The 22605-nt window shown below is 72.6% G+C and carries 21 protein-coding genes; 11 read left to right on the top strand and 10 right to left on the bottom strand.

Annotation, left to right across the window (positions count from 1 at the left end):
* The first annotated feature begins 40 nt into the window (after positions 1–40).
* From ACIGWZ_RS17055 to ACIGWZ_RS17075, 5 genes are all read left to right on the top strand, one after another.
* Positions 41–781, top strand: a complete 741-nt coding sequence (locus ACIGWZ_RS17055) for a FadR/GntR family transcriptional regulator (RefSeq protein WP_400065253.1) — start codon at positions 41–43, stop codon at positions 779–781.
* Positions 778–2292, top strand: coding sequence for an amino acid permease (locus ACIGWZ_RS17060; RefSeq protein ID WP_400065255.1), 1515 nt, complete (start codon positions 778–780; stop codon positions 2290–2292). The genes ACIGWZ_RS17055 and ACIGWZ_RS17060 overlap by 4 nt, the downstream gene beginning before the upstream one ends.
* Complete coding sequence (locus ACIGWZ_RS17065; protein WP_400065257.1) at positions 2292–3326, top strand: asparaginase; 1035 nt, start codon at positions 2292–2294, stop codon at positions 3324–3326. The genes ACIGWZ_RS17060 and ACIGWZ_RS17065 overlap by 1 nt, the downstream gene beginning before the upstream one ends.
* Positions 3327–3397: 71 nt before the next feature.
* Entirely contained in the window at positions 3398–4810 is a 1413-nt protein-coding gene (gene aspA / locus ACIGWZ_RS17070) for an aspartate ammonia-lyase (protein WP_400065259.1), read from the top strand.
* A 200-nt stretch (positions 4811–5010) separates the two neighbouring features.
* The gene (locus tag ACIGWZ_RS17075) at positions 5011–5895 is read left to right on the top strand and encodes a serine hydrolase (protein ID WP_400065261.1); all 885 of its coding nucleotides are present in this window, start codon (positions 5011–5013) and stop codon (positions 5893–5895) included.
* Between the two features lie 190 nt (positions 5896–6085).
* Here the strand turns inward: ACIGWZ_RS17075 and ACIGWZ_RS17080 are convergent, their stop codons facing one another.
* Positions 6086–6832 (bottom strand): Clp protease N-terminal domain-containing protein, encoded by a 747-nt coding sequence (locus ACIGWZ_RS17080; RefSeq protein ID WP_400065263.1) that lies wholly within the window; start codon positions 6830–6832, stop codon positions 6086–6088.
* Between the two features lie 291 nt (positions 6833–7123).
* Here ACIGWZ_RS17080 and ACIGWZ_RS17085 point away from each other — a divergent pair, with 291 nt between their 5' ends.
* On the top strand, positions 7124–8287 hold the full coding sequence (locus ACIGWZ_RS17085; protein ID WP_400065265.1) for an extracellular solute-binding protein: 1164 nt from the start codon (positions 7124–7126) through the stop codon (positions 8285–8287).
* Positions 8288–8354: 67 nt separating this feature from the next.
* Entirely contained in the window at positions 8355–9104 is a 750-nt protein-coding gene (locus ACIGWZ_RS17090; RefSeq protein WP_400065267.1) for a PE-PGRS family protein, read from the top strand.
* Between the two features lie 154 nt (positions 9105–9258).
* Here the strand turns inward: ACIGWZ_RS17090 and ACIGWZ_RS17095 are convergent, their stop codons facing one another.
* Positions 9259–9501 (bottom strand): zf-HC2 domain-containing protein, encoded by a 243-nt coding sequence (locus ACIGWZ_RS17095; protein ID WP_400065269.1) that lies wholly within the window; start codon positions 9499–9501, stop codon positions 9259–9261.
* Positions 9502–9550: 49 nt separating this feature from the next.
* Here ACIGWZ_RS17095 and ACIGWZ_RS17100 point away from each other — a divergent pair, with 49 nt between their 5' ends.
* Complete coding sequence (locus tag ACIGWZ_RS17100; protein ID WP_400065270.1) at positions 9551–10150, top strand: sigma-70 family RNA polymerase sigma factor; 600 nt, start codon at positions 9551–9553, stop codon at positions 10148–10150.
* 90 nt (positions 10151–10240) lie between these two features.
* On the opposite strand, the gene ACIGWZ_RS17105 is transcribed toward ACIGWZ_RS17100, so the two are convergent.
* The 4 genes from ACIGWZ_RS17105 to ACIGWZ_RS17120 form a co-directional block, all read right to left on the bottom strand.
* Positions 10241–12463 (bottom strand): MMPL family transporter, encoded by a 2223-nt coding sequence (locus ACIGWZ_RS17105; protein ID WP_400065272.1) that lies wholly within the window; start codon positions 12461–12463, stop codon positions 10241–10243.
* A gap of 133 nt (positions 12464–12596) precedes the next feature.
* Positions 12597–13070 carry a copper chaperone PCu(A)C gene (locus ACIGWZ_RS17110; RefSeq protein ID WP_400065274.1) on the bottom strand — a complete coding sequence of 158 codons (474 nt, stop codon included), beginning with the start codon at positions 13068–13070 and terminating at the stop codon, positions 12597–12599.
* Positions 13067–15499 carry a heavy metal translocating P-type ATPase gene (locus ACIGWZ_RS17115; RefSeq protein ID WP_400065276.1) on the bottom strand — a complete coding sequence of 811 codons (2433 nt, stop codon included), beginning with the start codon at positions 15497–15499 and terminating at the stop codon, positions 13067–13069. The genes ACIGWZ_RS17110 and ACIGWZ_RS17115 overlap by 4 nt, the downstream gene beginning before the upstream one ends.
* Entirely contained in the window at positions 15496–15747 is a 252-nt protein-coding gene (locus ACIGWZ_RS17120; protein ID WP_400065278.1) for a hypothetical protein, read from the bottom strand. Before ACIGWZ_RS17120 ends, ACIGWZ_RS17115 begins: the two co-directional genes overlap by 4 nt.
* Positions 15748–16118: 371 nt before the next feature.
* On the opposite strand from ACIGWZ_RS17120, the gene ACIGWZ_RS17125 reads away from it, so the two are divergent.
* The 3 genes from ACIGWZ_RS17125 to ACIGWZ_RS17135 are packed head-to-tail and all read left to right on the top strand — an operon-like array spanning position 16119 to position 18970.
* Positions 16119–17402 (top strand): cytochrome P450, encoded by a 1284-nt coding sequence (locus tag ACIGWZ_RS17125; RefSeq protein WP_400065280.1) that lies wholly within the window; start codon positions 16119–16121, stop codon positions 17400–17402.
* Positions 17396–18349, top strand: a complete 954-nt coding sequence (locus ACIGWZ_RS17130) for an L-tyrosine/L-tryptophan isonitrile synthase family protein (protein WP_400065282.1) — start codon at positions 17396–17398, stop codon at positions 18347–18349. Before ACIGWZ_RS17125 ends, ACIGWZ_RS17130 begins: the two co-directional genes overlap by 7 nt.
* 51 nt (positions 18350–18400) lie before the next feature.
* Positions 18401–18970: a hypothetical protein gene (locus ACIGWZ_RS17135; protein ID WP_400065284.1), complete on the top strand. Its 570-nt coding sequence runs from the start codon at positions 18401–18403 to the stop codon at positions 18968–18970.
* A gap of 48 nt (positions 18971–19018) precedes the next feature.
* Here ACIGWZ_RS17135 and ACIGWZ_RS17140 read toward each other — a convergent pair whose 3' ends face one another.
* From ACIGWZ_RS17140 to ACIGWZ_RS17155, 4 genes are all read right to left on the bottom strand, one after another.
* Entirely contained in the window at positions 19019–19810 is a 792-nt protein-coding gene (locus ACIGWZ_RS17140; RefSeq protein ID WP_400065423.1) for an ABC transporter ATP-binding protein, read from the bottom strand.
* A 41-nt stretch (positions 19811–19851) separates the two neighbouring features.
* Entirely contained in the window at positions 19852–20844 is a 993-nt protein-coding gene (locus tag ACIGWZ_RS17145) for a FecCD family ABC transporter permease (RefSeq protein WP_400065425.1), read from the bottom strand.
* Positions 20845–20903: 59 nt separating this feature from the next.
* Entirely contained in the window at positions 20904–21977 is a 1074-nt protein-coding gene (locus tag ACIGWZ_RS17150; protein WP_400065286.1) for an ABC transporter substrate-binding protein, read from the bottom strand.
* Positions 21978–22080: 103 nt separating this feature from the next.
* Complete coding sequence (locus ACIGWZ_RS17155; protein ID WP_400065288.1) at positions 22081–22539, bottom strand: cyclic nucleotide-binding domain-containing protein; 459 nt, start codon at positions 22537–22539, stop codon at positions 22081–22083.
* Between the last annotated feature and the right edge of the window lie 66 nt (positions 22540–22605).

Below are 22605 nucleotides of genomic sequence, written 5' to 3' on the forward strand. Positions count from 1 at the left end.
CCCCTTGACACCCCGCCCTCGCACGGCCGACGATCCCGGAGTGAACCTGTCAGACAGCCAGACAGCTGGCGATATGCCCAGGCGGATCAGCGCGATGGAAGCGGTGCTGAGTCATCTCCGCGGCGCCATCGAGCGCGGAGACTACGCGGTCGGGGACAAGCTGCCGTCGGAGGCGGAGCTGTGCCGACGGCTGGAGGTGAGCCGGCCCGTGCTCCGGGAAGCGCTGCGGGCACTGCAGACGATGGGGCTGACGGTCTCGCGCACCGGCAAGGGCACCTTCGTCGTGTCCGCCGGTGCGGTCGAGGACCCGCGGTTCGGTGACTACGCGGCCAGCGACCTCCTGGAGGTGCGGCGGCACGTGGAGATCCCGGTGGCCGGGTACGCGGCCGTGCGCCGTACGGCCGAGGACCTCGATCACCTCACGCATCTGCTGGAGCGGATGGAGCGGGAGACCGACACCACCGCCTGGGTGGCGATGGACACCCTCTTCCACCTGGCCGTCGCCCAGGCCGCGCGGAATCCGGTCTTCCGGCGGGTCATCGAGGAGATCCGCGATGCGCTGGCCCGCCAGTCGGCCTTCCTCAATGAGCTGGGCGGGCGGCGCGAGCAGTCCAACCGCGAGCACCGGGCGATCGTCGAGGCGCTGGTCGACCGCTCCGAGCAGGACGCGGCGGAAGCCATGGCTCACCACCTCGCCCGCGTCGAATCGACGCTGACCACCATCGTGCGCCCGGCGCACCGTACGGCCACCCCCTCCCCCGACGAAGAGGATCAGGCGTGAGCGAGCAATCCCTCCGGCAGGCAGCACGGCAGCAGGAGCTGCCGACGGACGAGCGTTCCGTCGGCGGGCATGTCGACGCGGGCGATGCCGGGTACCGGAAGTCCCTGAAGTCCCGGCATGTGAACATGATCGCCATCGGTGGAGCCATCGGCACCGGGCTGTTCCTCGGCGCGGGCGGCCGGCTCGCGGACGCCGGGCCGTCGCTGGCGGTGGCGTACGCGGTCTGCGGCATCTTCGCGTTTCTCGTGGTACGGGCCCTGGGCGAGCTGGTGCTGCACCGGCCGTCGTCGGGCGCGTTCGTCTCGTACGCCCGGGAATTCCTCGGCGAGAAGGGGGCGTTCATCGCGGGCTGGATGTACTTCCTGAACTGGGCGACCACCGGAATCGCCGATATCACCGCGGTGGCGACCTACACCCACTACTGGGGCATGTTCTCCGACGTCCCCCAGTGGGTGATCGCGCTGATCGCGCTCGCGGTCGTGCTGACCGTGAACCTCATCTCCGTGAAGATCTTCGGTGAACTGGAATTCTGGTTCGCGATCATCAAGGTCGGCGCGCTGGTCGTCTTCATGCTGATCGGCATCTTCCTGCTGGTCACGCAGCACCCGGTCGGCGGCCACGCCCCCGGCCCGTCGCTGATCACGGACCACGGCGGCGTCTTCCCGACCGGCACGCTCGCGATGCTGCTGGTCGTCCAGGGTGTCGTCTTCGCCTATGCCTCGGTCGAGCTGGTCGGCGTCACGGCGGGCGAGACCGCGGAGCCGGAGAAGATCATGCCCAGGGCGATCAACTCCATCATGTGGCGGGTGGCGCTGTTCTACGTCGGCTCCGTGGTGCTGCTGGCGATGCTGATGCCGTGGAGCTCGTACTCGGCCGCGGAGAGCCCGTTCGTGACCGTGCTGTCCCACGTCGGGGTGCCGGCCGCGGGCGGGGTGATGAACCTCGTCGTGCTGACCGCCGCGATGTCCAGCCTCAACTCCGGCCTCTACTCCACCGGACGGATCCTGCGCTCCATGGCGATGTCCGGGTCCGCGCCGCGGTTCACCGGCGTGATGAGCCGTAGCCAGGTCCCGTACGGCGGCATCCTCCTCACCTCCGGCATCTGCGTGCTGGGCGTGGGCCTCAACTACGTGGTGCCCACCGAGGCGTTCGAGATCGTGCTGAACTACGCCGCGATCGGCATCCTCAGCACCTGGGCCATGATCATGCTCTGCCATCTGCTCTTCTGGCGGAAGGCCCGCGCCGGGCAGCTGGTGCGCCCCCACTACCGGCTGCCCGGCTCGCCCTGGACCGAGATCGTCACGCTGGTCTTCCTGGCGCTGGTGCTGGTGCTGATGTGGGCCGACGGCGGGGCCGGTCGGACGACGATCCTCTCCTTGCCGGTGATCGTGGCCGCGCTGGTCGGGGGCTGGTTCCTGGTACGGGGACGGGTCGGGGCCGTACGGGACGCGGCGGCCCGCGAAGGCGCCGCGAGCGGGGCACCCAACGGCGCGGAGAGCAACGAGAAGTGATGACCGGTCAGAACACTGCCGTACCGTCCCTTCGGACTCCGGGCGCGCCGCCCGACGCCCGGGAGCCGGCCCATGTGCCGGTCGCCCATGTGGTGCGCGGGGGTCTCGTCGAGGGCGTCCACCATGGATCGGTCGTCGTGCTGGCGGCGGACGGCAGCGTGGAGTTCCAGGCGGGCGACATCGAGGCCGCGTTCTATCCGCGCTCGGCGCTGAAGCCGGTGCAGGCGGTCGGCCTGCTGCGGGCGGGCCTGCCGCCGCTGGACCCCGCCTCGCTGGCGCTCACCGCGGCCAGCCACTCCGGCGAGGAACGGCATCTGGCCACGGCCCGGCGCATGCTGCACTCGGCCGGGCTGGCCGAGGACGCCCTGCGCAATGTGCCGGACCTGCCGTACGGAGCCCCGGAACGCGAGGACTGGCTGCGGCGGGGGCTGGGGCCCTCCCGGCTCGCGCAGAACTGCTCGGGCAAGCACGCCGCCATGCTGCTCACGGCCCACGCGCGGGGCTGGTGCCTGGAGAACTACCTCGATCCCGGGCATCCGCTCCAGTGGGAGATCGCCGCGACGGTCGAGGACCTGACCGGGCAGGGCATCGCCCGGGTCACGGTCGACGGCTGCGGGGCGCCGCTGTTCTCCGTATCGCTGCACGGCCTGACCAGGGCCGTGGCACGGCTGGCGACCGCCCCGCCCGAGACGGACGAGGGGCGGGTGGCCGGCGCCATGCGTGCGCATCCGGAGATGGTCGCCGGCGACGGGCGGGACGTCACCCGGCTGATGCGCGCGGTCCCCGGGCTGATCGCCAAGGACGGCTTCGAAGGAGTACAGATCGCGGCGCTGCCGGACGGCCGGGCGGTCGGCGTGAAGATCGCCGACGGCGCCGACCGCGCCCGGATGCCGGTGACGGCCGCGGCCCTCGAGCGCTGCGGCGTCCATCCCCGGACCCTTGCCGCATTCGCCGCCGCGCCCGTCATCGGGGGCGGCGCGAGCGTCGGTGCGCTGCGGGCGGCGGGCGCGCTGGCGCCCGTCTCCGCCCCCTGACCCCGTTCCCGTAACCCCTCTCTCCCCCGTAGCCGCCCCCTCCCCCTCCCTCGCAAAGGAACACCTGCACCATGAATGCCACCGCCGGCCACCGCCGCGAACACGACCTCCTCGGTGACCGCGACATACCCGCCGACGCGTACTGGGGTGTCCACACCCTGCGCGCCGCGGAGAACTTCCCGATCACCGGTACGGCGATCTCCGCCTACCCGCATCTGATCAACGCCCTCGCCGCCGTCAAGGAGGCCGCGGCGCGGGCCAACGCGGACCTCGGGCTGCTCGCCCCGAAGAAGGCCGACGCCATCGCCGCCGCCTGCCGGGACATCCGCGAAGAGGGGCTGCTGCACGACCAGTTCGTCGTCGATGTCATCCAGGGCGGCGCCGGAACGTCGACGAACATGAACGCCAACGAGGTCATCGCCAACCGGGCGCTGGAGATCCTGGGTCACGCCAAGGGCGACTACGGCCATCTGCATCCCAACGAGGACGTCAACCTCGGCCAGTCCACCAATGACGTCTATCCGACCGCCGTGAAGGTGGCCACGATCATCGCCGTGCACGAGCTGCTCGAGGCGATGACCGTGCTGCGGGAGGCGTTCGCCGCCAAGGCGGACGAGTTCCGCGATGTGCTCAAGATGGGGCGTACCCAGCTCCAGGACGCCGTGCCGATGACGTTGGGGCAGGAGTTCTCCGCGTACGCCGTGATGCTGGAGGAGGACCAGAGCCGGCTGGCCGAGGCCGCCCTGCTCATCCATGAGATCAACCTGGGCGCCACCGCCATCGGCACCGGCCTCAACGCTCCCGAGGGGTACGCGGAGGCGGCCCGGCGCCATCTCGCCGCCCTCACCGGGCTGCCGCTGGTCACCGCGGCCAATCTGGTCGAGGCCACCCAGGACTGCGGGGCCTTTGTGCATCTGTCCGGCGTCCTGAAGCGGATCGCCGTGAAGCTCTCCAAGAGCTGCAACGATCTGCGGCTGCTCTCCTCCGGGCCGCGCGCGGGGCTCGCGGAGATCAATCTGCCACCCGTGCAGGCGGGTTCGAGCATCATGCCGGGGAAGGTCAACCCGGTGATCCCCGAGGTCGTCAACCAGGTGGCCTTCGAGGTGATCGGCAATGACGTCACCATCACCATGGCCGCCGAGGCCGGCCAGCTCCAGCTGAACGCGTTCGAGCCGGTCATCCTGCACTCGCTGTCGGAGAGCATCACCCATCTACGGGCCGCCTGCCGCACGCTGGCGGAGCGCTGTGTGGCGGGCATCACGGCCAACACCGAGGCGCTGCGCGCGACCGTGGAGAACTCCATCGGCCTGGTCACGGCGCTCAATCCGCACATCGGATACACCGCCGCGACCGCCATCGCGAAGGAGGCGCTGGCCACGGGGCGCGGGGTGGCGGAACTGGTACTGGAGCGGGGGCTGCTGCCGGCCGACCGGCTCGCGGCATTGCTGCGACCGGAGGTGCTGGCGGGGCAGCGGGAGGGGTAGGAGCGGGCGCGGCACAGAAGGGACAGGGCGGAAAAATCGGGCTCGATTTGGCGAACGTCACATATCGATGACGCCGACAAATTTGGACATTTCCCCCTGTTCCTTCGAGGTCATCTCCACCGGGCCCCGTATCGTCACCGTGGCCCAAAAACGGAAGTGAGAGCCGCACCCCGCACCGGGCGGCCGGAACGGAATCCCTTATGCACGCATCGCGCATTTCTCGCTGCGCCCGCCGCGGACTGCTCGCGGTGGTGGCCGGCGGATCGCTGCTGGCGGCCCTCAATACGGTGAGCCCGGCCGCGGCGAGCACCGCCAGCGCCCCGGCGGGCGGCTCGAAGGTCGTGTGCACCTCGGAGAAGTCCGGCCTGGCGCCCAAGCTGTCCCAGGACATCGCCGCCGCCCTCGACGGGCGCAAGGGGCGGTCGGCGCTGGCCGTCTACGACCGGCCGACCGGGACCGTCTGCCGCTACCAGGCCGGTTCGCACTTCGACTCGGCGAGCGTGGTGAAGGTCACCGTGCTCGGGGCGCTGCTCCGCCAGGCCGGGGAGGCGCACCGCCACCTCACGCCGCAGGAGGCCCACTGGGCCACCGCCATGATCACCAAGTCGGACAATGCCTCGACCGACGCCCTCTGGCACCGGGTCGGGCCCGCCGGAATCCAGCGGTTCCTGGACCTGGCGAAGATGCACGACACCAAGCCGGGCAAGCGCGGGTCATGGGGGCTCACCCAGATCACCGCGGGCGACGAACTGACGCTGATGCGGCTGCTCACCTCGGAGAACGAGGTGCTCTCCGCGTCCGACCGGGCCTACGCCCTCGACCTGATGCACCGGGTCGAACGGGACCAGCAGTGGGGCGTGCCCGCCGGAGCGCCCGCCTCGGCCACGGTGCACGTCAAGAACGGCTGGCTGCCGCGCGCGACCAACGGCTGGCGGGTGCACAGCGTCGGCGCCTTCACCGGCAACGGTCACGACTACGGGATGGCCGTCCTGTCACACGGAAACCGGACCATGAAGGACGGGGTGGCCGCCATCGAGGGGGCGGCCCGGGTCATCCAGCGCGACCTGGCCGCGACGGACCAGTAGCCGCGGCGGGGGCCGTGACCGGCCCCTCCCTTTCGGCAGCCCCGCGCATCCGGACGACCGCGCTGTTCCATGCCCCCCGGCGCCGTCGGCGGCGCTTGCGCTGACGGCGATGCGTCGCGGTGCGGCCGGGTAGGTGCGCGGGCGGCGCCGCCCCGGGACGACGCCGCCTGTTCGCAGGAAGGAGCCCCCGTCAGGACTCGTTCTCCTCCTGGGCCGCGAGATACGGAGCGAGCAGGGCGGTGACCCTGTCCTCGACCGCCTTCTTGTAGAGGCCGAGTCCGGCGAGTACGCCCGTGCCGTCCTCGCGTTCCAGCAGGGCGAGCAGGATGTGCTCGGTGCCGACGTAGTTGTGCCCCAGGCGCAGGGCCTCCCGGAAGGTGAGCTCCAGCGCCTTCTTCGCCTGGGCGTTGAAGGGGATGAGGGCCGGGATCTCGTCGGCCGCCGGCGGCAGCACCGCGGCGACGGCCTCCCGTACGGCGTCCGCGGACACGCCCTGCTCGGCCACCACCCGTGCGCCGATCCCGTCCGGCTCGGCCAGCAGCCCCAGCACCAGGTGCTCGGGGCCGATTTCCACGCCGGAAGCCGCACGGGCCTCCTCCTGCGCCGCCACGATGACCTTGCGGGCCCGGGGCGTGTAGCGGCTGAACCCCTGCTGGGGGTCGAGGTCGGCCTGTTCGCCGGACCCCTTCGCCACGAAGCGCTTCTGCGCCGCCTGCTTGGTGACCCCCATGCTCTTGCCGATGTCCGTCCAGGATGCGCCCGAGCGCCGGGCCTGGTCGACGAAGTGGCCGATCAGGTGGTCGGCCACGTCGCCGAGGTGCTCCGCGGCGATGACCGCGTCGGAAAGCTGTTCCAGTGCGTCGGAGTGGACCTTCTTGATGGCCTCGATCAGGTCGTCGAGGCGAACCGAATGCGTGGTGCGGCGTGATTCCTCCATGCGTCAACCATAGGTTGACGATGCCCCGACCGTCAACTCGCAGTTGACGATCGACAATTTATGGCAAGTCATGCCTGCTTGGCGCGGCCTGCCACCCACCGCGTACGGTTGGACCTTCATCCATACGGTTGGCCCCGCGCCATGGGCACGGGCAGCGCAGCAGAGGTGGCAACAGCAGTGCGTCGACGGCTCTTTCTTTCTCGTACGGCGGGTATGGCGGGTGCGGCGGCGTGGGGCCTCACCGGCTGTGGCTCGGGGGATCCGGCCGGCAGGGACGTGACCTTGACGGTGATGGCGGCCAGTTACGGGAAGAGCCTGGGATCCTCCCTCGTCGACCGGTGGCACGAGACCATCGCCGCTTTCGAGAAGCGGCACCCGAAGATCAAGGTCGACCTCGAACTCGTCCCCATCGGGCAGATCGACAAGACGCTCGCCCGCCGGGTCGCGAGCGGAAAGGCCCCCGACATCGCGCAGTCGTATGTCTTCGCCGACTACGCCGAGGCCCGCCGGCTCTACACGGTCGACGAGCTCTTCGACCTCAGCATGCAGGCCGACTTCGTCCCCTCCTTCGCACGGGCCGGGGAGATCGGCTTCATCCCGTACGGGATTCCGTTCCTGGCCAGCACGCCGCGCCTCTTCTACAACAAGAGCCTCTTCGCTCGCGCGGGAATCGGCGGCCCGCCCTCCTCCTGGGGTGAGCTGCGCAGCGCCGCCCGGGCGCTCGAGGCGGTCGGCGTCACGACACCGTACGGACTCCAGCTCGGGCCGGAAGCGGCCGAGGACGAGGCGCTGGCGTGGATGCTGGCGGCCGACGGCGGCTACGCGAGCCCGAGCGGGTACGACTTCGCGAAGAAGGAGAACGTCGAGGCGCTGACCTGGCTGAAGACCGAGCTGGTGGCCCCGGGGCTGGCCGGTGCCGATCCGGCGCAGTTCAGCCGGACGCCCGCGTACGGCGCATTCCTCAAGGGCGAGGTCGGCATGATGCTCGCCCACCCGATGCTGATCAAGGCGGCCGAACAGGCCCGGATTCCGTACGGGGACGCGGCGTTCCCGACGAGGAACGGCGGCGAGGCGGCGCCGGTCGGGCTGAGCGACTGGTTGATGGCGTTCCGGCGCAACGGGCACCGCAAGGAGTGCGGCGCCTTCCTCAGCTTCCTCTACGGCGAGAAGACGGCCACCGGGTTCGCGACGGGCCAGGGGACCCTGCCGGTGACGGCTTCCGGCTCGGAGGCGCTGCGGAAGCAGTCGGCACAGCGGCCCCTGTGGAAGTTCATCGACCAGATGCCGAAGGCCGAGTTCGCTCCGGTCAACCGGAGTTCGTGGCCCAAGGTCCGCGATGCCGTACGGGACCGGATCGGCGATGCGGTCAGGGCGGGCGGCGATCCGCGCGCCACCCTCGAATCGCTCCAGCTGACCGCGAACTCGGCCGAGGAGCGGGCCGCCCGCCCCACCTGACGCCGCCTCCGTCACCACCGGCCCCTCCCGTCGGGCCGGGCGGGCGGGGTGCGACGATATGCACGTCATGGATGCGGGGCACGTTCTCAGGGGGCTACGCGCCGCGGTGTTCGCGGCGGTCTGTGTGCTGCTCGCTGCGCTGGGCCACATGGCGATGTCGGATGCGGCGGTGCCCGGGTGGATGCTGCTCGCGGCCGGCGCGGCAACCGCGGCCGGCGCCTGGTGCCTGGCCGGGCGCGAACGCGGGCCGCTGCTCGTGGGATTGCTGACGGTGGGCACGCAGGCCGCCCTGCACAGCGCGTTCTCCCTCGGGCAGGCGGTCGCCACCACCGGCGGCGAACGGCTGTCCCTGGCGCGCCAATGGGCCGACACCTGGCTGTGCGGCGCGCAGGGCATGTCGCTCGCGGACATCCATGCCGCTCAGCGGATGCAGCACCCGCAGATGGCGCACGGGATGCCGGGGATGCCCGGGATGCATGACGGCATGGCAGGCATGAGCGGTGCACCCGGGATGCACGGCATGACCGGCGCGCATGCCATGGGCGGCGATGCGAGCGGCATGCTCGCCGTCCACCTTCTCGTCGCCCTGTTGAGCGCCTGGTGGCTGTGGGGCGGGGAACGCGCGGCGTTCCGGCTCGTACGGACCGTGTCGGCGCGGGTGTTCGCGCCGCTGGTGCTCGTACTGCGCGTCGTACTGCCCGATGCGCCACCCCCCGTGCGCGCCGCCCGGCAGGAGCCGCGGCGTGCGGTGCAGAAACTGCTGCTGGCCCATGCAATGTCCTTGCGGGGTCCGCCGCGTGAGCCGGCTGTCGGCTGACAGCACGGTCGAATTCCCGGGCCGCACGGGCCATCCGCCGACGGCGGTCCCGGGCCTACTTCACCGGTCGCCGCGTGCGGCGACCGGATCACGCCAAGGACTCCAAGGACTCCAGATGATGAATCCTGTCCGGACCGGGCGCTCCGGCGTCCCCTCAGCCGGGCGCGGACCCCGGCCGCAAGCGTGCCAGCAGCGCGTCGACGGACGCCGCATCGCCCTCGGTGGGCGCCGTGGCGCGGCGGACGTCCGCCGCCAGCGCCCGTGCCCGCGCCTGCCAGAGGCGGCAGTCCGCGCAGCCCGAGAGATGGTCGTCGAGCCGGCGGTCGGTGAGGCCGGGCGGCAGTTCCTCGCCGTCGAGGCGGGCGGAGAGTGCCGTACGGATGCGCGCGCAGTGCATGGGCCCATCCTCCCCGACGCATCGGCGCGCGACGAGGGGCGGTCGCGCAATGCGCGATGACGAGGCGGTGACCGGGTGGGCGCTGGCCGCCCGCAGCGGTGACGAACGGGCCGTCGAGCAGTTCGTCAGAGCCACGCAGCTGCACGTCCGCCGCTATGTGACGCACCTCAGCGGCGATCCGCAGGCCACCGATGACCTGGTGCAGGACACCTATGTACGGGCGCTGCGCAGTCTGCCGGGGTTCGAGGGCCGGTCGTCGGCGCGGACCTGGCTGCTGACCATCGCCCGGCGGGTGGTGGCGGACCGGATCCGCTCCCAGGCGGTACGGCCCCGGCTGGCGGCGACCGACGACTGGCAGTCGGCGGCGGAGCGGGTGCAGCCGCGCGGGGTGCCGGGATTCGACGAGGGCGTCGCCCTGGCGGAGCTGCTGTCGGCGCTGGAGCCGGGGCGGCGGGAGGCGTTCGTGCTGACGCAGATGCTGGAGCTGCCGTACGCGGCGGCGGCCGGGGTGATGGGCTGCCCCGTGGGGACGGTCAGATCCCGGGTGGCGCGGGCGCGGGAGACGCTGATCGCGCGGCTGGCCGAGGCGGAGGCCCGGGAGCCGGTGCCGGGTGACGCGCCGCGCGATCTCGCCGGGGCGGTTGCCTGACGGCGCATCAGGCCACGGCAGGCAGTGAGCCGGTCGGCCCCCGCACCGGCATCGGTCCGGTGCGGGGGCCGGCCCCTTCGGGCCGGGTGGTTATGCGCGTACCCGGGGCCCGGTGGTGGGCACGGAGGCCGCCGGCCGACGGCCCGGGTCCCGGTTCCTCGGGGAGCGCCAGGCGCGGTGGCCGAGCAGGCCGAGGACGGCGGGCAGCAGGAGGGCCCGGACGACCAGGACGTCGAGGGCGATGGCCAGGATGAGTCCGATGCCGATCATCTTCAGGAAGGTGATCGAGGAGAAGGCGAATCCGCCGACCACGACGGCGAGCAGGAGACCGGCGCTGGTGAGGGTGCCGGCGGTGCGCTGCAGGGCGCCGGCCGTGGCCTCGGCCGGGTCTCCGGTCTCCGCATAGCGTTCGCGGACCCGGGAGAGCAGGAAGACCTGGTAGTCCATGGCGAGTCCGAAGGCGATGGCGACGATCAGGACGGGGAAGTTCGCGTCGACGGCGCCGACGGTCTCGAAGCCGAGCAGGCCGGCCCCGATGCCGTACTGGAAGATCACGGTGATCACGCCGAAGGCGGCGAGCAGGGACAGGGCGCTCATGGCCACCGTGATCAGCGGGATGGCGACGGAGCGGAAGGCCAGGAACAGGACCAGGGCGGAGACGGCGGCGACGAACAGGCCCATCCACAGGGCGCGTTGGCCGATCATGTCGACGATGTCGACACGGGAGACGGGCATGCCGGTGAAGAGGGTCTGCGCTCCCGTGGGCGGCGCGGCCGCACGCAGGTCGCCGACCATGGTGCGGGCCGCGCGGGACATCGGGTCGGGGGTGTAGTGGAGGGTGATCCGGGCGGTGTCGCCGCGGGAGGCGGTGACGGCGGTGTCCTTGATGCCGGGGACGGTGGCGAGGCGGTCCGCGTAGGCGCCCAGCCGGGCGGGGCCGCCCGCACCGGTGACAACGGCCGTGACCGTCTTGGTGGGGTCGTGGTCGAAGCGCTCGCCGAGCTGTCGGCCGACCTGACGGGCGTCGGCGTCGGCGGGCAGCACCCAGTCGGCCGGGCGCGCCCAGTTGACGCCGAGGGTCGGCCCGGCGAGGCCCAGCAGGGTGACGACGAGGAGGCCGGTGGTGAGCAGCGGGCGGCGCATCACCGCGTGCGCCAGCCGGTACCAGCGGCCCTGTTCATCAGCGGTGCGGGCCGCGCCCGTGCGGCCGGTGCGGCGCGTTCGGCCCTTACGACGGCTCAGGAACGGCACCCGTCCCGCGTCGATGCGATGCCCGGCGAACCGCAGCAGCGCGGGCAGCAGCGTCAGGGATCCGATGACGGCGAAGATCACCACGGCGACCGCCGCGTACCCCATCGAGCTGAGGAAGCGGGAGGGGAAGAGGGCGAGGCCCGCGAAGGAGATGGCCACGGCCAGGCCGGAGAAGGCGACCGTGCGCCCGGCGGTGGCGGTGGTGCGCTCGACCGCCTCGTCCACGGCGGCCCCGGCGGCCAGCTCCTCGCGGAACCGGCCGACCATGAACAGCGCGTAGTCGATGGCGAGTCCGAGGCCGAGGATGGTGATCACGTTGATGACCGAGCTGGACAGGTCCGTGAACAGGGACACCGTCCGCAGGACGACCAGCGAGCCGAGCGCCACCAGGATGCCCACGGCCAGCGGCAGCGATGCCGCGACAAGGCTGCCGAAGACCACCAGCAGGAGGATCAGCAGGACCGGCATCGACAGCATTTCGGCGCGTCCGATGTCGGCGCCGGTACGCGCGTTGACCTGCTCGGTCATGGCCGCGGTGCCGCCGAACCGGACGGTGACGCCGGATGCGGACGGCACCGCGAACCGGTCCTTGATCCTGGCGAGGGCGGCCACCTGGTCCTGATCGCCGTCGGCGGTGAACTGGACGGTGGCGTAGACGGAATGGCGGTCACGGGAGACGAAGTCGGCGGCCCGGCGGGGACCGTTGCCGCTCCGGCTCGCCTCGCCGCCGTCCTTGCCGTCCTTGGCCGACCAGTACGACGCGAGGCGGGCGATGCCCTGCCGCGGCACCTCGCGTAGCACCGCCCGTACCGGGTCCGCGAACGCCGGATCGTCAACGGTGCGCTCCTTGCTGCTGTAGAGCACCACCACATCGGCCGACTGGCGGCCCAGCGGCCCGGCGAGTATCCGGTCGGCCCGTACGGACTCGCTGCCCGGATCGTCGAATCCCGCGCCGCCGGTCAGCGTGCCGAAGGTCCCGGTCCCCCAGACTCCGCCCAGTACGGACAGCAGGACCGCCGCGACCACGACCCACCAGCGATGACGTGCCGTGAGCCGTCCCAATGACGACAGCATGAACCAACCCCCAGATACATGGATGCACATGGATAGCGGATAGCTCCACTTCCGATAGTGCGACTATCCATTATGAAAGGGTGGGAGTGCAACCGGAGTTCGGCGCTGCGCCGCGTTCCGCTCACGACCCGGAGAGCGTCGTCACCGCGCGCGCCGTCACTGTGAGCGGGGGGCTGTCGCGGAAGTGCAGGGTGAAGGTGAGCCGGTCCCCCGGTACGAGCCGGGGCGGCGGGCTGACCATGACGTCCAGGCCGGTCGCCGTCATCCGCACCGCGCCGCCCGCCGGGACGGTGGCGGCGCGCACCATCTCCATCCGCCGGGCGTTGCGGCCGATGTCGACGGTGCGGCTCAGCATGGCGCGGTGTCCCGGCGGGCCGGTGACGCCGGTGAGCGCGTCGTCCGCGGTGCCGGTGTTGCGGACGGTGAAGAACGCCGCGGTGGACTCCGGTCCGTAGGGGATCAGCACACGCCCTTCGGCGGCGGTCAGGTGCGCCGGGGTGCCGGCATTGCCGGTGGCGGTCCAGGCGGTGAGGGTGCCCAGCGTTGCCAGACACACGAGCAGCGGTACGGCGACCGCCGCGCACAGTCGTTTCACGAGGTCTCCCGAGGAGCGTGTGTACGGGGGCGGTCGGCACGCCGGGGCCGCTTCGCCTCGCGCGCCGGACGCCAGGCCCGCAGCCGGAGGCTGTTGCCCACCACCAGCAGTGAGCTGGCGGACATCGCGGCGGCCGCGAGCATCGGGGTGAGCAGGCCCACGGCGGCGAGCGGCACGGTGACGAGGTTGTAGCCGAAGGCCCAGATGAGGTTGGCGCGGATGGTGCCCAGGGTGCGGCGGGCCAGGCGTACCGCGTCGGCGATGGCCTGGAGGTCCTCGCGCACCAGGGTGACGTCCGCGGCGCCGATCGCGGCGTCGGTGCCGCTGCCCATGGCGATGCCCAGGTCGGCGAGCGCAAGGGCCGCGGCGTCGTTGACGCCGTCGCCCACGACGGCCACCCGCCCGCCCCGTTCCTTGAGGGTGGTGACGAGGGCGGCCTTGTCCTGCGGGGCGGCCTGGGCGTGGATCTCGGTGATGGCCAGGTGTCCGGCCACGGCGCGGGCGGTGGCCTCGCGGTCCCCGGTGGCCAGCACGGGCCGCAGGCCCAGGCGGCCCAGATGGTCGATGGCCCGGTAGGCGTCGGGGCGGAGCGCATCGCCGAGGGCGAGGACGGCCTCGGGGGTGCCGTCGACGGTGACCAGGACCGCGGTGTGGCCGGCGGATTCGGCGGCGCGTACGGCGGCCGGGAGGGGAGCCGGGAGGCCGGCGGGGTCACCGGGCGGCCGGGCGACGCCCACCCGGAGGCCGTCCACCGTGCCGCGTACGCCGTATCCGGTGGTGGCGGTGAAGTCCTCCACGGACAAGGGCAGTTGACCCAGCCGTGCGGAGTGCGCGGCGATGGCGCGGGCCAGGGGATGCTCGGAGCCCCGCTCGACGGCGGCGGCCAGCCCCAGGACCCGGTCCGGGTCGAGGCCGTCGGCGCGCGGCGTCAGGGCCGTCACGCTCATCCGGCCGGTGGTGAGGGTGCCGGTCTTGTCCAGGACGATGGTGTCGATGTGGCGCAGTCGCTCCAGTGCCTGCGGCCCGCTGACGAGGATTCCGAGCTGGGCGCCGCGCCCGGTGGCGGCCAGCAGGGCGGTCGGGGTGGCGAGCCCCAGGGCGCAGGGGCAGGCGACGACGAGGACGGCGACCGCGGCGGTGACCGCGGCCTGCGGGTCGGCCCCGGCGCCGAGCCAGAAGCCCAGGACGGTGACCGAGACGGTCAGTACGGCGGGGACGAAGACGGCCGCCACCGCGTCGGCGAGCCGTTGCACCGCGGTCTTGCCGGTCTGCGCGTCCTCCACCAGCCGCGTGATCCGGGCGAGTTGGGTGTCCGCGCCGACCGCATCGGCCCGGACCACCAGCAGCCCGCCGGAGTTGACCGCGCCACCGACCACCTCCGAGCCCGGCCCGGCCTCGACCGGCCGGCTCTCGCCGGTGATCAGCGACAGGTCCAGGGCGGAACTGCCTTCGGTGACGGTGCCGTCGGTGGCGACCCGCTCCCCCGGCCGTACGACGAAGAGGTCGCCGACCCGCAGCCGCTCCACCGGGATGCTCCGCCACTCGCGGTCGCTCACCCGCTGCGGCGGAGCCGCCGACCCGGCGCCGTCCGCCGGCACGGTGACTTCCTTGGCGGCGAGTTCGGCGAGCGAGCGCAGCGCGGAGCCGGTGCCGTGCCGGGCCCTGGCCTCCATCCGGCGGCCGGCCAGCACGAACAGCGGGACGCCGACGGCGGCTTCCAGGTAGAGGTGCGCGGTTCCGTCGCCGGCAGCGGGCAGCAGCGTGAAGGGCATCGTCATGCCGGGCGCACCGGCGCCGCCGAGGAACAGTGCGTACGCGGACCAGCCGAAGGAGGCCGCGACGCCCAGCGAAACGAGGGTGTCCATGGTCGCGGCGCCGTGCCTCAGGCCCCGTAGCGCGCGGGTGTGGAAGGGGGCCGCGCCCCATACGGCGACCGGCGCGGCGAGCGCGAAGCACAGCCACTGCCAGTGCCGGAACTGCCAGGCAGGGACCATGGACAGGGCCAGGACGGGGAGGGAGAGCAGGGCCGTCAGCAGCAGCCGGTGACGGTCCGCGCGGGCGCCGCCGTCCGTGGGGGCGCCGCCGTCCGTGGGGGCGCCGCCGTCCGTGGGGGCGCCGCCGTCCGCAGGGGCGGGGCGCTCGTCGGACGCTCCACCGCCGTCCGGCCGCGAGGCGGGTTCGGGGAGCCGCGCCGTGAATCCCGCGGCCTCGACGGTGGCGATGAGCTCGTCGACCGGCAGTTCCGCGGGGTGGCTGATCCGGGCCCGCCCGGTGGCCAGGTTCACCGAGGCCGATACGCCCGCCAGCCGCCCGAGTTTCTTCTCCACCCGGCCCACGCAGGCGGCGCAGGTCATCCCGCCGACCGCGAGAGTGGTGCTGCGGGGCGGGGCCGGGAGGGCGGTGGCATCGCGCGGGGGCGTGGCCGTCATCGCATGCCGCCCATCCCGTGCATGCCGCCCATGTCGCCGTCGCGGGCGGGTCCGGGGCCGCCGGTACGGGAGCCGTCCGCGGGGTGCAGCCCCGGCGCCACCGGCCCGGCGGCGGCGCCGACCCCGTACGACAGCGCGAAGAGCACCGTCAGCAGGACGGCGAAGCCGAGGACCGGCCGGGCGGGCAGCAGCCGTTGGACGGCCTGGGGAAGAACGGGCCGACTGCGGTCGGCCGGAGAGGGGGACATCGCCGCTCCAGTGGGGGACGTGGCACAGTGCGAAGGAACGCGCCGGGCTGCGAATGAGCCGCGCGGTGGCGCCATGGTGACAGCCGGAGGCGGGGCCCAACGCCCACATCGCCCCTGACGGACACGTGAGGTTTGTCCTGCATTTCCGGCGGAACCCGGCCGCCGGCCCGACCGACTAACTGGGTTTGCGGTCCCGGCGAAGAGGCGTGCAGCTGCCGGAACGGGCTTTACTGCGCGCCCTGCACGGCCGGCCGCCCTGCCCCGCGCGCCCTGCGATCGATATCACCGAAACCCGCGGGAACTCCGGGCGCCCGCCGCCCGACCTCTCCAACGCCGTGCCGTCCGGGCACGGAGTTGAGGAGATCACCACCATGTCCGCAGCGCCGGAACCCGTAGAGCTGTACGGGACGGACTACAAGCGCGACCCCTACCCGCTGTACGCCGAGTTGCGTGCGCGCGGGCCGGTCCACCGGGTCCGCTTCCCCAGCGGAGTGTGCGCCTGGCTCGTCACCGGATACGAGGCCGCCCACCAGGCACTGACCGATCCCCGGCTGGGCAAGCACCATGCGCGGGGGAACGCCGCCTGGCGAGCCCGCGCCTCGATCATGCCCGAGCCGCAGCACTCCCAGCTCCAGGTGCATCTGCTGCACCAGGACCCGCCGAAGCACACCGAGATGCGCCGCCTGATCACCGACGCCTTCGCCCCGCAGCGCGTCGAAGCGCTCCGCCCCCGCTTCCAGGCCATGGCCGACGCCCTGCTCGACGCGCTCCCCGGCACCGGCCGCGCGGACCTCGTCGACGCCTTCGCCGCCCGTTTCCCCTTCCGGGTACTGGCCGAAGTCATCGGCCTGTCGAGGGAGTTCGCCGACCGCTTCGACCGCGACTGGGGGAAGGTCGTGGCGCCGGTCGGCCCCGAGGACCCCGGCCGCCCCGCATACGAGGCGCGGTTGCGCGGGCTCCAGCAGTACATCGCCGACCTGGTGGACCACAAGCGGCGTGAGGGCGGCGAGGATCTGCTCGCGCGCCTGGTGGCCGCCCGGGATGCCGGAGCGCTGCGGCAGGCGGAGCTCGACTCCATGATCTTCCAGTTGCTGGTCGCCGGCCAGGAGCCGGTCACCCACCAGATCACCACCGCCCTGGTCGCCCTGCTGCGACATCCCGAACAACTGGCGGCGCTGGCCGGCCGCCCGGAGCTGCTGCCGCGGGCCGTCGAGGAACTGCTCCGCCATGACAGCGCCTTCGAGCTGACGACCTGGCGCTTCTTCGCCGAGGACGCCGATCTGCACGGGACCCGGATCCCGGCGGGCGACTCCGTGATCGTCTCGCTGTGCGCGGCCAACCGGGACCCGCGCCGGTTCGCCGACGCCGACACCCTCGACCTCGACCGCTCCCCCAACCCGCACCTCGCCTTCGGCCACGGCATCCACTTCTGCCCCGGCGCGGCGCTGGCCCGCATCGAGCTCCAGATCGCCCTGGGAACGCTGCTGCGCCGGCTACCGGGCCTGCGGATGGCCGCAGCGGACGCCGAACTCTCCTGGATCCCGGCGGTGCTTGCCCGCGGCGTCGACCGGCTACCGGTGGCGTACGGGCCGGACCCGGACCAACCGACGCCCTCCCGTTGCCCCATGGGACACGGCACGGACCGCACATGCTGACCCACCCCGCACCGCCGCGCCCCGGCGGGGCCACCGACCACCGGGCGACCGCCGAAGCGGTCCTGGCCACCCTCCTCCCCTACCGCCGCACGCTGGACGGGCCGCACGAGGCCGCCCCCGACGCCTTCCTTCCCCAGCTCCGCCAACTCTTCCCGGCCATCGCGGCCGGCGAACCGATCCTGTTCACGCTCCCCGGCTTCCCCTGCAAATCCCCCAACCCGGCCAAGGTTTTGGGCCACCTCCCCGACGAGGGCGAACGGCTCGCGCTGCGCTTCCTCGACGGCCTCTGCGCCCGCATCGCCGCCGTCCACCCGCCCGGTGCACGGGTCGTCATCTGCTCGGACGGCCACCTCTTCAGCGATCTCGTCCACGTCCCCGACCCGCATATCGACGCGTACGGCGACGCCCTGCGCGCGCTGATCGCGGACGCGGGCCTCACCCGTCTCCGCCTCTTCGACCTGCGCGATGTCCACGGCGACCTGCCGTACGACGAAAAGCGCGCCCGGGTCCACGCACGGTACGCGCCGTCCCTGGAGACCCTGAGGTCACAGACGCGCGGCGGCGACGAAGAGACCCGGCGGCTGTACCAGGGCATCACCCGCTTCCTCTTCGAGGACACGGTGTCCTTCACCGGCACCCGGTCGGCGCTCCAGCGCGCGTGCCGGGCCCGCGCATACGGTGTGATCCAGCGCAGCCGCGCCTGGGGCGATCTGATCGCCGCACACCATCCGGGGGCGGTCCGGCTGTCCATCCATCCGCAGCCGCGCGGCTCGGCGAAATTCGGTATACGGCTGCTCGAGGCGCCGGATGTGTGGATGACGCCGTGGCATGCGTGTGTGCTGCAACATGCCGACGGGCGGCGCGAGTTGATGCGCCGTGCGGACGCCGAGCGGCGCGGCCGCCTGGTGCTGCGCGACGGGCGGCCGAGCCATTTCGAGGCGCCTTGACATTCCGGCCGTGGACGCCGGTTGTCAGTCCCCCTGCGTAGGCTTCCGGGCATGGTGCCCAAGAGCTTCTACGACGTGACGTTCAGCGTGTCCCCCGGCGCGGCCAGGAAGGATGCGCACCACATCTGCGGCAGTCTCGACGAAGCCAAGGCCGCTCTGGACGACGAACTCGACGACTCCGTCAACATCTGGCTGCTCTTCGATTACGGCGCCGAGGTGACCTTGGACGTGTATCAGCGGGGCGAACGCATACGCTCGATCGACCTCCACCCGTTCCTCACGATCCGGGTGGAGGGCTATCCGGACATCACGTTCCGCGGATCGGGCAAGCCCACCGGCTTCGCCGTCGGCGCGGATGATCCGTACACGGTGCAGACGGAGCTTGCCGATGGACTGTTCGCCCGGGACTTCGACGGCGCGATCGAGGCCGTCGTGGACTGGGACGGCGTCGTCGTCCCGCCGCTCGTCGGCGAGATCGCGAAGGACGGCGACTACGTCCTGCTCGGCGACGAACCCCTCGACGACCTGGACGACCTTTCCGACCTGGACGAGGAGGAGTTGGAGGTGGCGCTGATCGACCGGGGCTATGTCGAATACGGCTCTCACGACTTCGAGGAGTGAGCCGCGCACCGGGCGGACCTGGCCACTTCCGGTGCGAGGACCCCGGCCTCAGCCCCCGACGCGCGCCCGCGCCGACTGCCGGTGGTCGAAGGCGATCAACGGATCGCCGGTGAGCGGGTGTTCGGTCACCGCGGCGCGGACCCCGAAGACCTCGGCCAGCAGGTCGGGGGTGAGCACCGCGCGCGGCGTACCGGACGCCACCACCTCCCCCTTGTGCAGCACATGCAGCCGGTCGCACAGGGACGCCGCGGCGTTCAGGTCGTGCAGGGAGATCAGCGTGGTACGGCGTTGTGCGCGGAGCAGGGAGAGCAGCTCCACCTGGTGCCGTACGTCGAGGTGGTTGGTCGGCTCGTCCAGTACCAGTACGTCCGGATCCTGCGCGAACGCCCGGGCCAGCAACACGCGTTGGCGCTCGCCTCCGGACAGCGCGGAGAACCGCCGGGCGGCCTGCCCGGCCATGCCGACGGCGGCCAGGGACCGGGTCACGGCCTCCCGGTCGCCGTCGTCCTCCCTCGCGAAGGCCCGCTTGTACGGCGTGCGCCCCATCACGACCACCTCCCGCACGGTCAGCTCGAAGTCGCTGCCGCGCTCCTGCGGGAGCGCGGCCACCTGGCGGGCGGCCTGCCCGGGGCTCAGCGCGCGGATATCGGTCCCCGCCAGCAGCACGCGCCCGGCGGTGGGCCGCAGATGGCGGTAGACGGTACGCAGCACGGTGGATTTTCCGCTGCCGTTGGGGCCGACCAGCCCGGCGATCTCGCCGGCGGCCGCCACGAGGTGCACGCCCGCGACCACGTCCCGGCCCGCATAGCCGACGTGCAGATCCTCGATCTCGACCCGCACCGGTCCGTCCGCGGTGTCGGCCGCCGCCCCGCTGTCGCCGCTCATCGGTCCGCCTCCATCCGCCGGTCCAGAATGAACAGCAGGGCGGGCGCCCCGATCATCGCCGTGACCACGCCCACCGGCAGCTCCTGGGCGTCCATCGCGGTACGGCACACCACATCGACGACCACCAGCAGCAGCGCCCCGGCGAGCGCGGCCAGCGGCACGAGGCGACGGTGATCGCCACCGGCGAGCAGGCGGCACAGATGCGGCACCATCAGCCCCACGAAGCCGATCGCTCCGGAGACCGCCACCAGGACGCCGGTCAGCAGGCCGGCCACCACGAACAGCTCGCGGCGCAGCCGGGTGACGTCCACGCCCACCCCGGCCGCGGTCTCATCGCCCATGATCAGCGCGTTCATGGCGCGGGCGCGGGCCTGGAGGAGGGGCAGCCCGGCGGCGACGGCGAGCGCGGGCAGCCACAGCACGTCCCAGGTCGCCCCGCTCAGACTTCCCATCAGCCAGAACAGCACGCTGCGGGTCTGCTGCTCGTCACCGGTCTGCAGCACGAGATAGCTGGTGAACCCGGACAGGAACTGCCCGATTCCCACGCCCGCCAGCACCAGCCGCAGCGGCGAAAAGCCCCCACCGCGCCGGGCCATGCACCACACCAGCGCGAACGAGCCGAGCGCGCCCGCGAAGGCGGCCCCGGACAGCCCGAGGCCCAGCAGCCCTCCGGTGCCCGCGCCCAGCACGATCGCGGCGACCGCGCCGAGGGAGGCGCCGTTGGAGATGCCCAGCAGATACGGGTCCGCCAGCGGATTGCGGACCAGGGCCTGGGCCGCCGTACCCACCAGGCCCAGACCGGCGCCCACGAGGGCGGCCAACAGGGCTCTGGGCACACGGAGTTGCCACACGATCAGGTCGCTGGTGCCGGGCCGGAAGGCCGCGCCGCCCAGGCGCCGGAACACCACCGACCACACCTCGCCGGGGGCGATGTCCGTGGAGCCGAGCGCCACGGCCGCGGTCAGCGCCGCCGCCAGCGCGAGGCCCATCCCCACGGCGAGCGGCACCGCGCGAACCGTACGGCGCGCCCCGTCGGCGACCGCCGCCACTACCGGCCCGCCGGGAACTCGGCCGGGTGGAGGGTGCGCGCGATCCGCTCGACCGCATCCGCATTGCCGACCCCGGCAATCGTCGTGTGCTCGGACCCGATCCGCAGGAACTTCCCGTCCCGGACCGCCCGCAGCCCCTTGGTGGCCGGGAAGCTCTTGAGGAACGCCGCTGCCTGGTCGTACGCCTTCGCCGTGGCCGCCGCATCGCCCCGGTTGCGTACCCCCAGCTGGATCCAGTCCGGATCCTTGGTGACCACGTCCTCCCACGAGACGGGCTTGAAGTCGCCGTCGCACCCGGCAAAGACATTGCGCGCCCCGGCCTGGCTGATCACGGCGTTGGCGACCTGTTTGCCGCACACCGCCATCGGCTGTTTGGTGCCCGCGTCGAAGTCGAAGAAGAAGTAGCCGGGCCGTTTGCGCTCCGGTACGTCGCCGATGGCCTTGTGCACCGCGGCGACCTTCGCCCGCATCCCGGCCACGATCTCCCGCGCCCGCTGCGACGTCCCCGTCACCGCGCCCAGCCGGACGATGTCCCCCTCCACCCCGGACAGATCCCGCTGCGGCTTCTTCGCCATCGACGCACACGCGGTGGACGCGAGATAGACATGCTTGATCCCCGCCGCGGTGAACTCCTCCTCGGTCGGCGCATTGCCCGCGCCGCCCATGTTCCCCATCGAGGAGAAGGTGTCGACATAGAGATCTGCGCCCGACCCGAGCAGCTTCTCCTTGGCGATGACGGACTTCCCCAGCACCGGGACCTTGCGGGCCTGCGCCCCGAGCTTGCCGGGCAGAGCGCCCTTGCCGGGCGGGAATCCGGTGCCGATGACCCGGTCGCCCACGCCCAGCCGCAGCAGCATCTCCAGGCTTGCCGCATTGCTCGTCACGATCTTGCGGGGCGCGGAGTCGAACGTGGTGCGGGCGCCCCGGCAGTCGGCCACCTGCACCGGAAACCCGTCGCCCGCGCGCCCCGCGGCGTCCGTATCCGTCCCCGTACCGCCGCCGCTGCCGGCGCCACACGCGGTCGCGGCCAGCGCGACGACCACCGCCATCCCGCACCTCTGCCAAGGACGCATGGACCTCTCCCCTACGACTCACTCACCGACGGCCGCGATCGCGGCCCGGCACAGGTAGTCGGCGGGGTGGCGGTTATGGTTCCCGGCGCCGGCCGTCGGCAGCTCAGGGTTCGAGGCCGCTGCCGTGGGGGCCGTAGAGGTCGAGCAGCCGGGTGCGGGTGCCGTGCAGGCGGTTGGCGAGCGACTCGGCGACATAGTGGTACATCGCCCGGCCGAGGATCGGGTCCGACTCGCACAGGGCGCGGACGGCCGCGGCGTCGAACTCCTCCGCCTCCACCGGGCCGACGGTCTCCGCGCCCAGGTGCCAGAGGTACGGCGGGAAGAGCCAGGACCAGCCGAGCAGTTCGTCGCGGCCGAGGGTTTCCACGATGGCCGCCTGGCGGCCGGGAACGCGCTGGTCGAGCGCGACCTGTCCGCTGCGGATGATCCAGAACCGGTCCGCCCGACGGCCCTCCTCGAAGAGGCGGGTGGCGCGGGGCAGCGACACGTCGTGGGCGATCTCGGTCAGCCGGTGGCGCCGGTCGGGCGGCATCGCCCCGAACAGGTCCCTCGCTGTGGCCATCTCATCCTCCGTCCGCTGCCCTGCACGATATGCGGTGTTCCACGGGGATGCGGGGATGCCGGGACC

The organism is Streptomyces sp. NPDC053427, from assembly GCF_044544985.1.
Taxonomy (GTDB): domain Bacteria; phylum Actinomycetota; class Actinomycetes; order Streptomycetales; family Streptomycetaceae; genus Streptomyces.

What these genes read in the sequence shown, in the direction of transcription:
- ACIGWZ_RS17130 (WP_400065282.1), top strand. Translation starts at nt 17,396, where the DNA reads ATGCTGACCCACCCCGCACCGCCGCGCCCCGGCGGGGCCACCGACCAC.
- ACIGWZ_RS17100 (WP_400065270.1), top strand. Translation starts at nt 9,551, where the DNA reads ATGCGCGATGACGAGGCGGTGACCGGGTGGGCGCTGGCCGCCCGCAGC.
- ACIGWZ_RS17135 (WP_400065284.1), top strand. Translation starts at nt 18,401, where the DNA reads ATGGTGCCCAAGAGCTTCTACGACGTGACGTTCAGCGTGTCCCCCGGC.
- ACIGWZ_RS17075 (WP_400065261.1), top strand. Translation starts at nt 5,011, where the DNA reads ATGCACGCATCGCGCATTTCTCGCTGCGCCCGCCGCGGACTGCTCGCG.
- aspA (WP_400065259.1), top strand. Translation starts at nt 3,398, where the DNA reads ATGAATGCCACCGCCGGCCACCGCCGCGAACACGACCTCCTCGGTGAC.
- ACIGWZ_RS17115 (WP_400065276.1), bottom strand. Translation starts at nt 15,499, where the DNA reads ATGACGGCCACGCCCCCGCGCGATGCCACCGCCCTCCCGGCCCCGCCC.
- ACIGWZ_RS17145 (WP_400065425.1), bottom strand. Translation starts at nt 20,844, where the DNA reads ATGGGCCTCGCGCTGGCGGCGGCGCTGACCGCGGCCGTGGCGCTCGGC.
- ACIGWZ_RS17125 (WP_400065280.1), top strand. Translation starts at nt 16,119, where the DNA reads ATGTCCGCAGCGCCGGAACCCGTAGAGCTGTACGGGACGGACTACAAG.
- ACIGWZ_RS17080 (WP_400065263.1), bottom strand. Translation starts at nt 6,832, where the DNA reads ATGGAGGAATCACGCCGCACCACGCATTCGGTTCGCCTCGACGACCTG.
- ACIGWZ_RS17120 (WP_400065278.1), bottom strand. Translation starts at nt 15,747, where the DNA reads ATGTCCCCCTCTCCGGCCGACCGCAGTCGGCCCGTTCTTCCCCAGGCC.
- ACIGWZ_RS17150 (WP_400065286.1), bottom strand. Translation starts at nt 21,977, where the DNA reads ATGCGTCCTTGGCAGAGGTGCGGGATGGCGGTGGTCGTCGCGCTGGCC.
- ACIGWZ_RS17095 (WP_400065269.1), bottom strand. Translation starts at nt 9,501, where the DNA reads ATGCACTGCGCGCGCATCCGTACGGCACTCTCCGCCCGCCTCGACGGC.
- ACIGWZ_RS17085 (WP_400065265.1), top strand. Translation starts at nt 7,124, where the DNA reads ATGGCGGCCAGTTACGGGAAGAGCCTGGGATCCTCCCTCGTCGACCGG.
- ACIGWZ_RS17065 (WP_400065257.1), top strand. Translation starts at nt 2,292, where the DNA reads ATGACCGGTCAGAACACTGCCGTACCGTCCCTTCGGACTCCGGGCGCG.
- ACIGWZ_RS17090 (WP_400065267.1), top strand. Translation starts at nt 8,355, where the DNA reads ATGGATGCGGGGCACGTTCTCAGGGGGCTACGCGCCGCGGTGTTCGCG.
- ACIGWZ_RS17155 (WP_400065288.1), bottom strand. Translation starts at nt 22,539, where the DNA reads ATGGCCACAGCGAGGGACCTGTTCGGGGCGATGCCGCCCGACCGGCGC.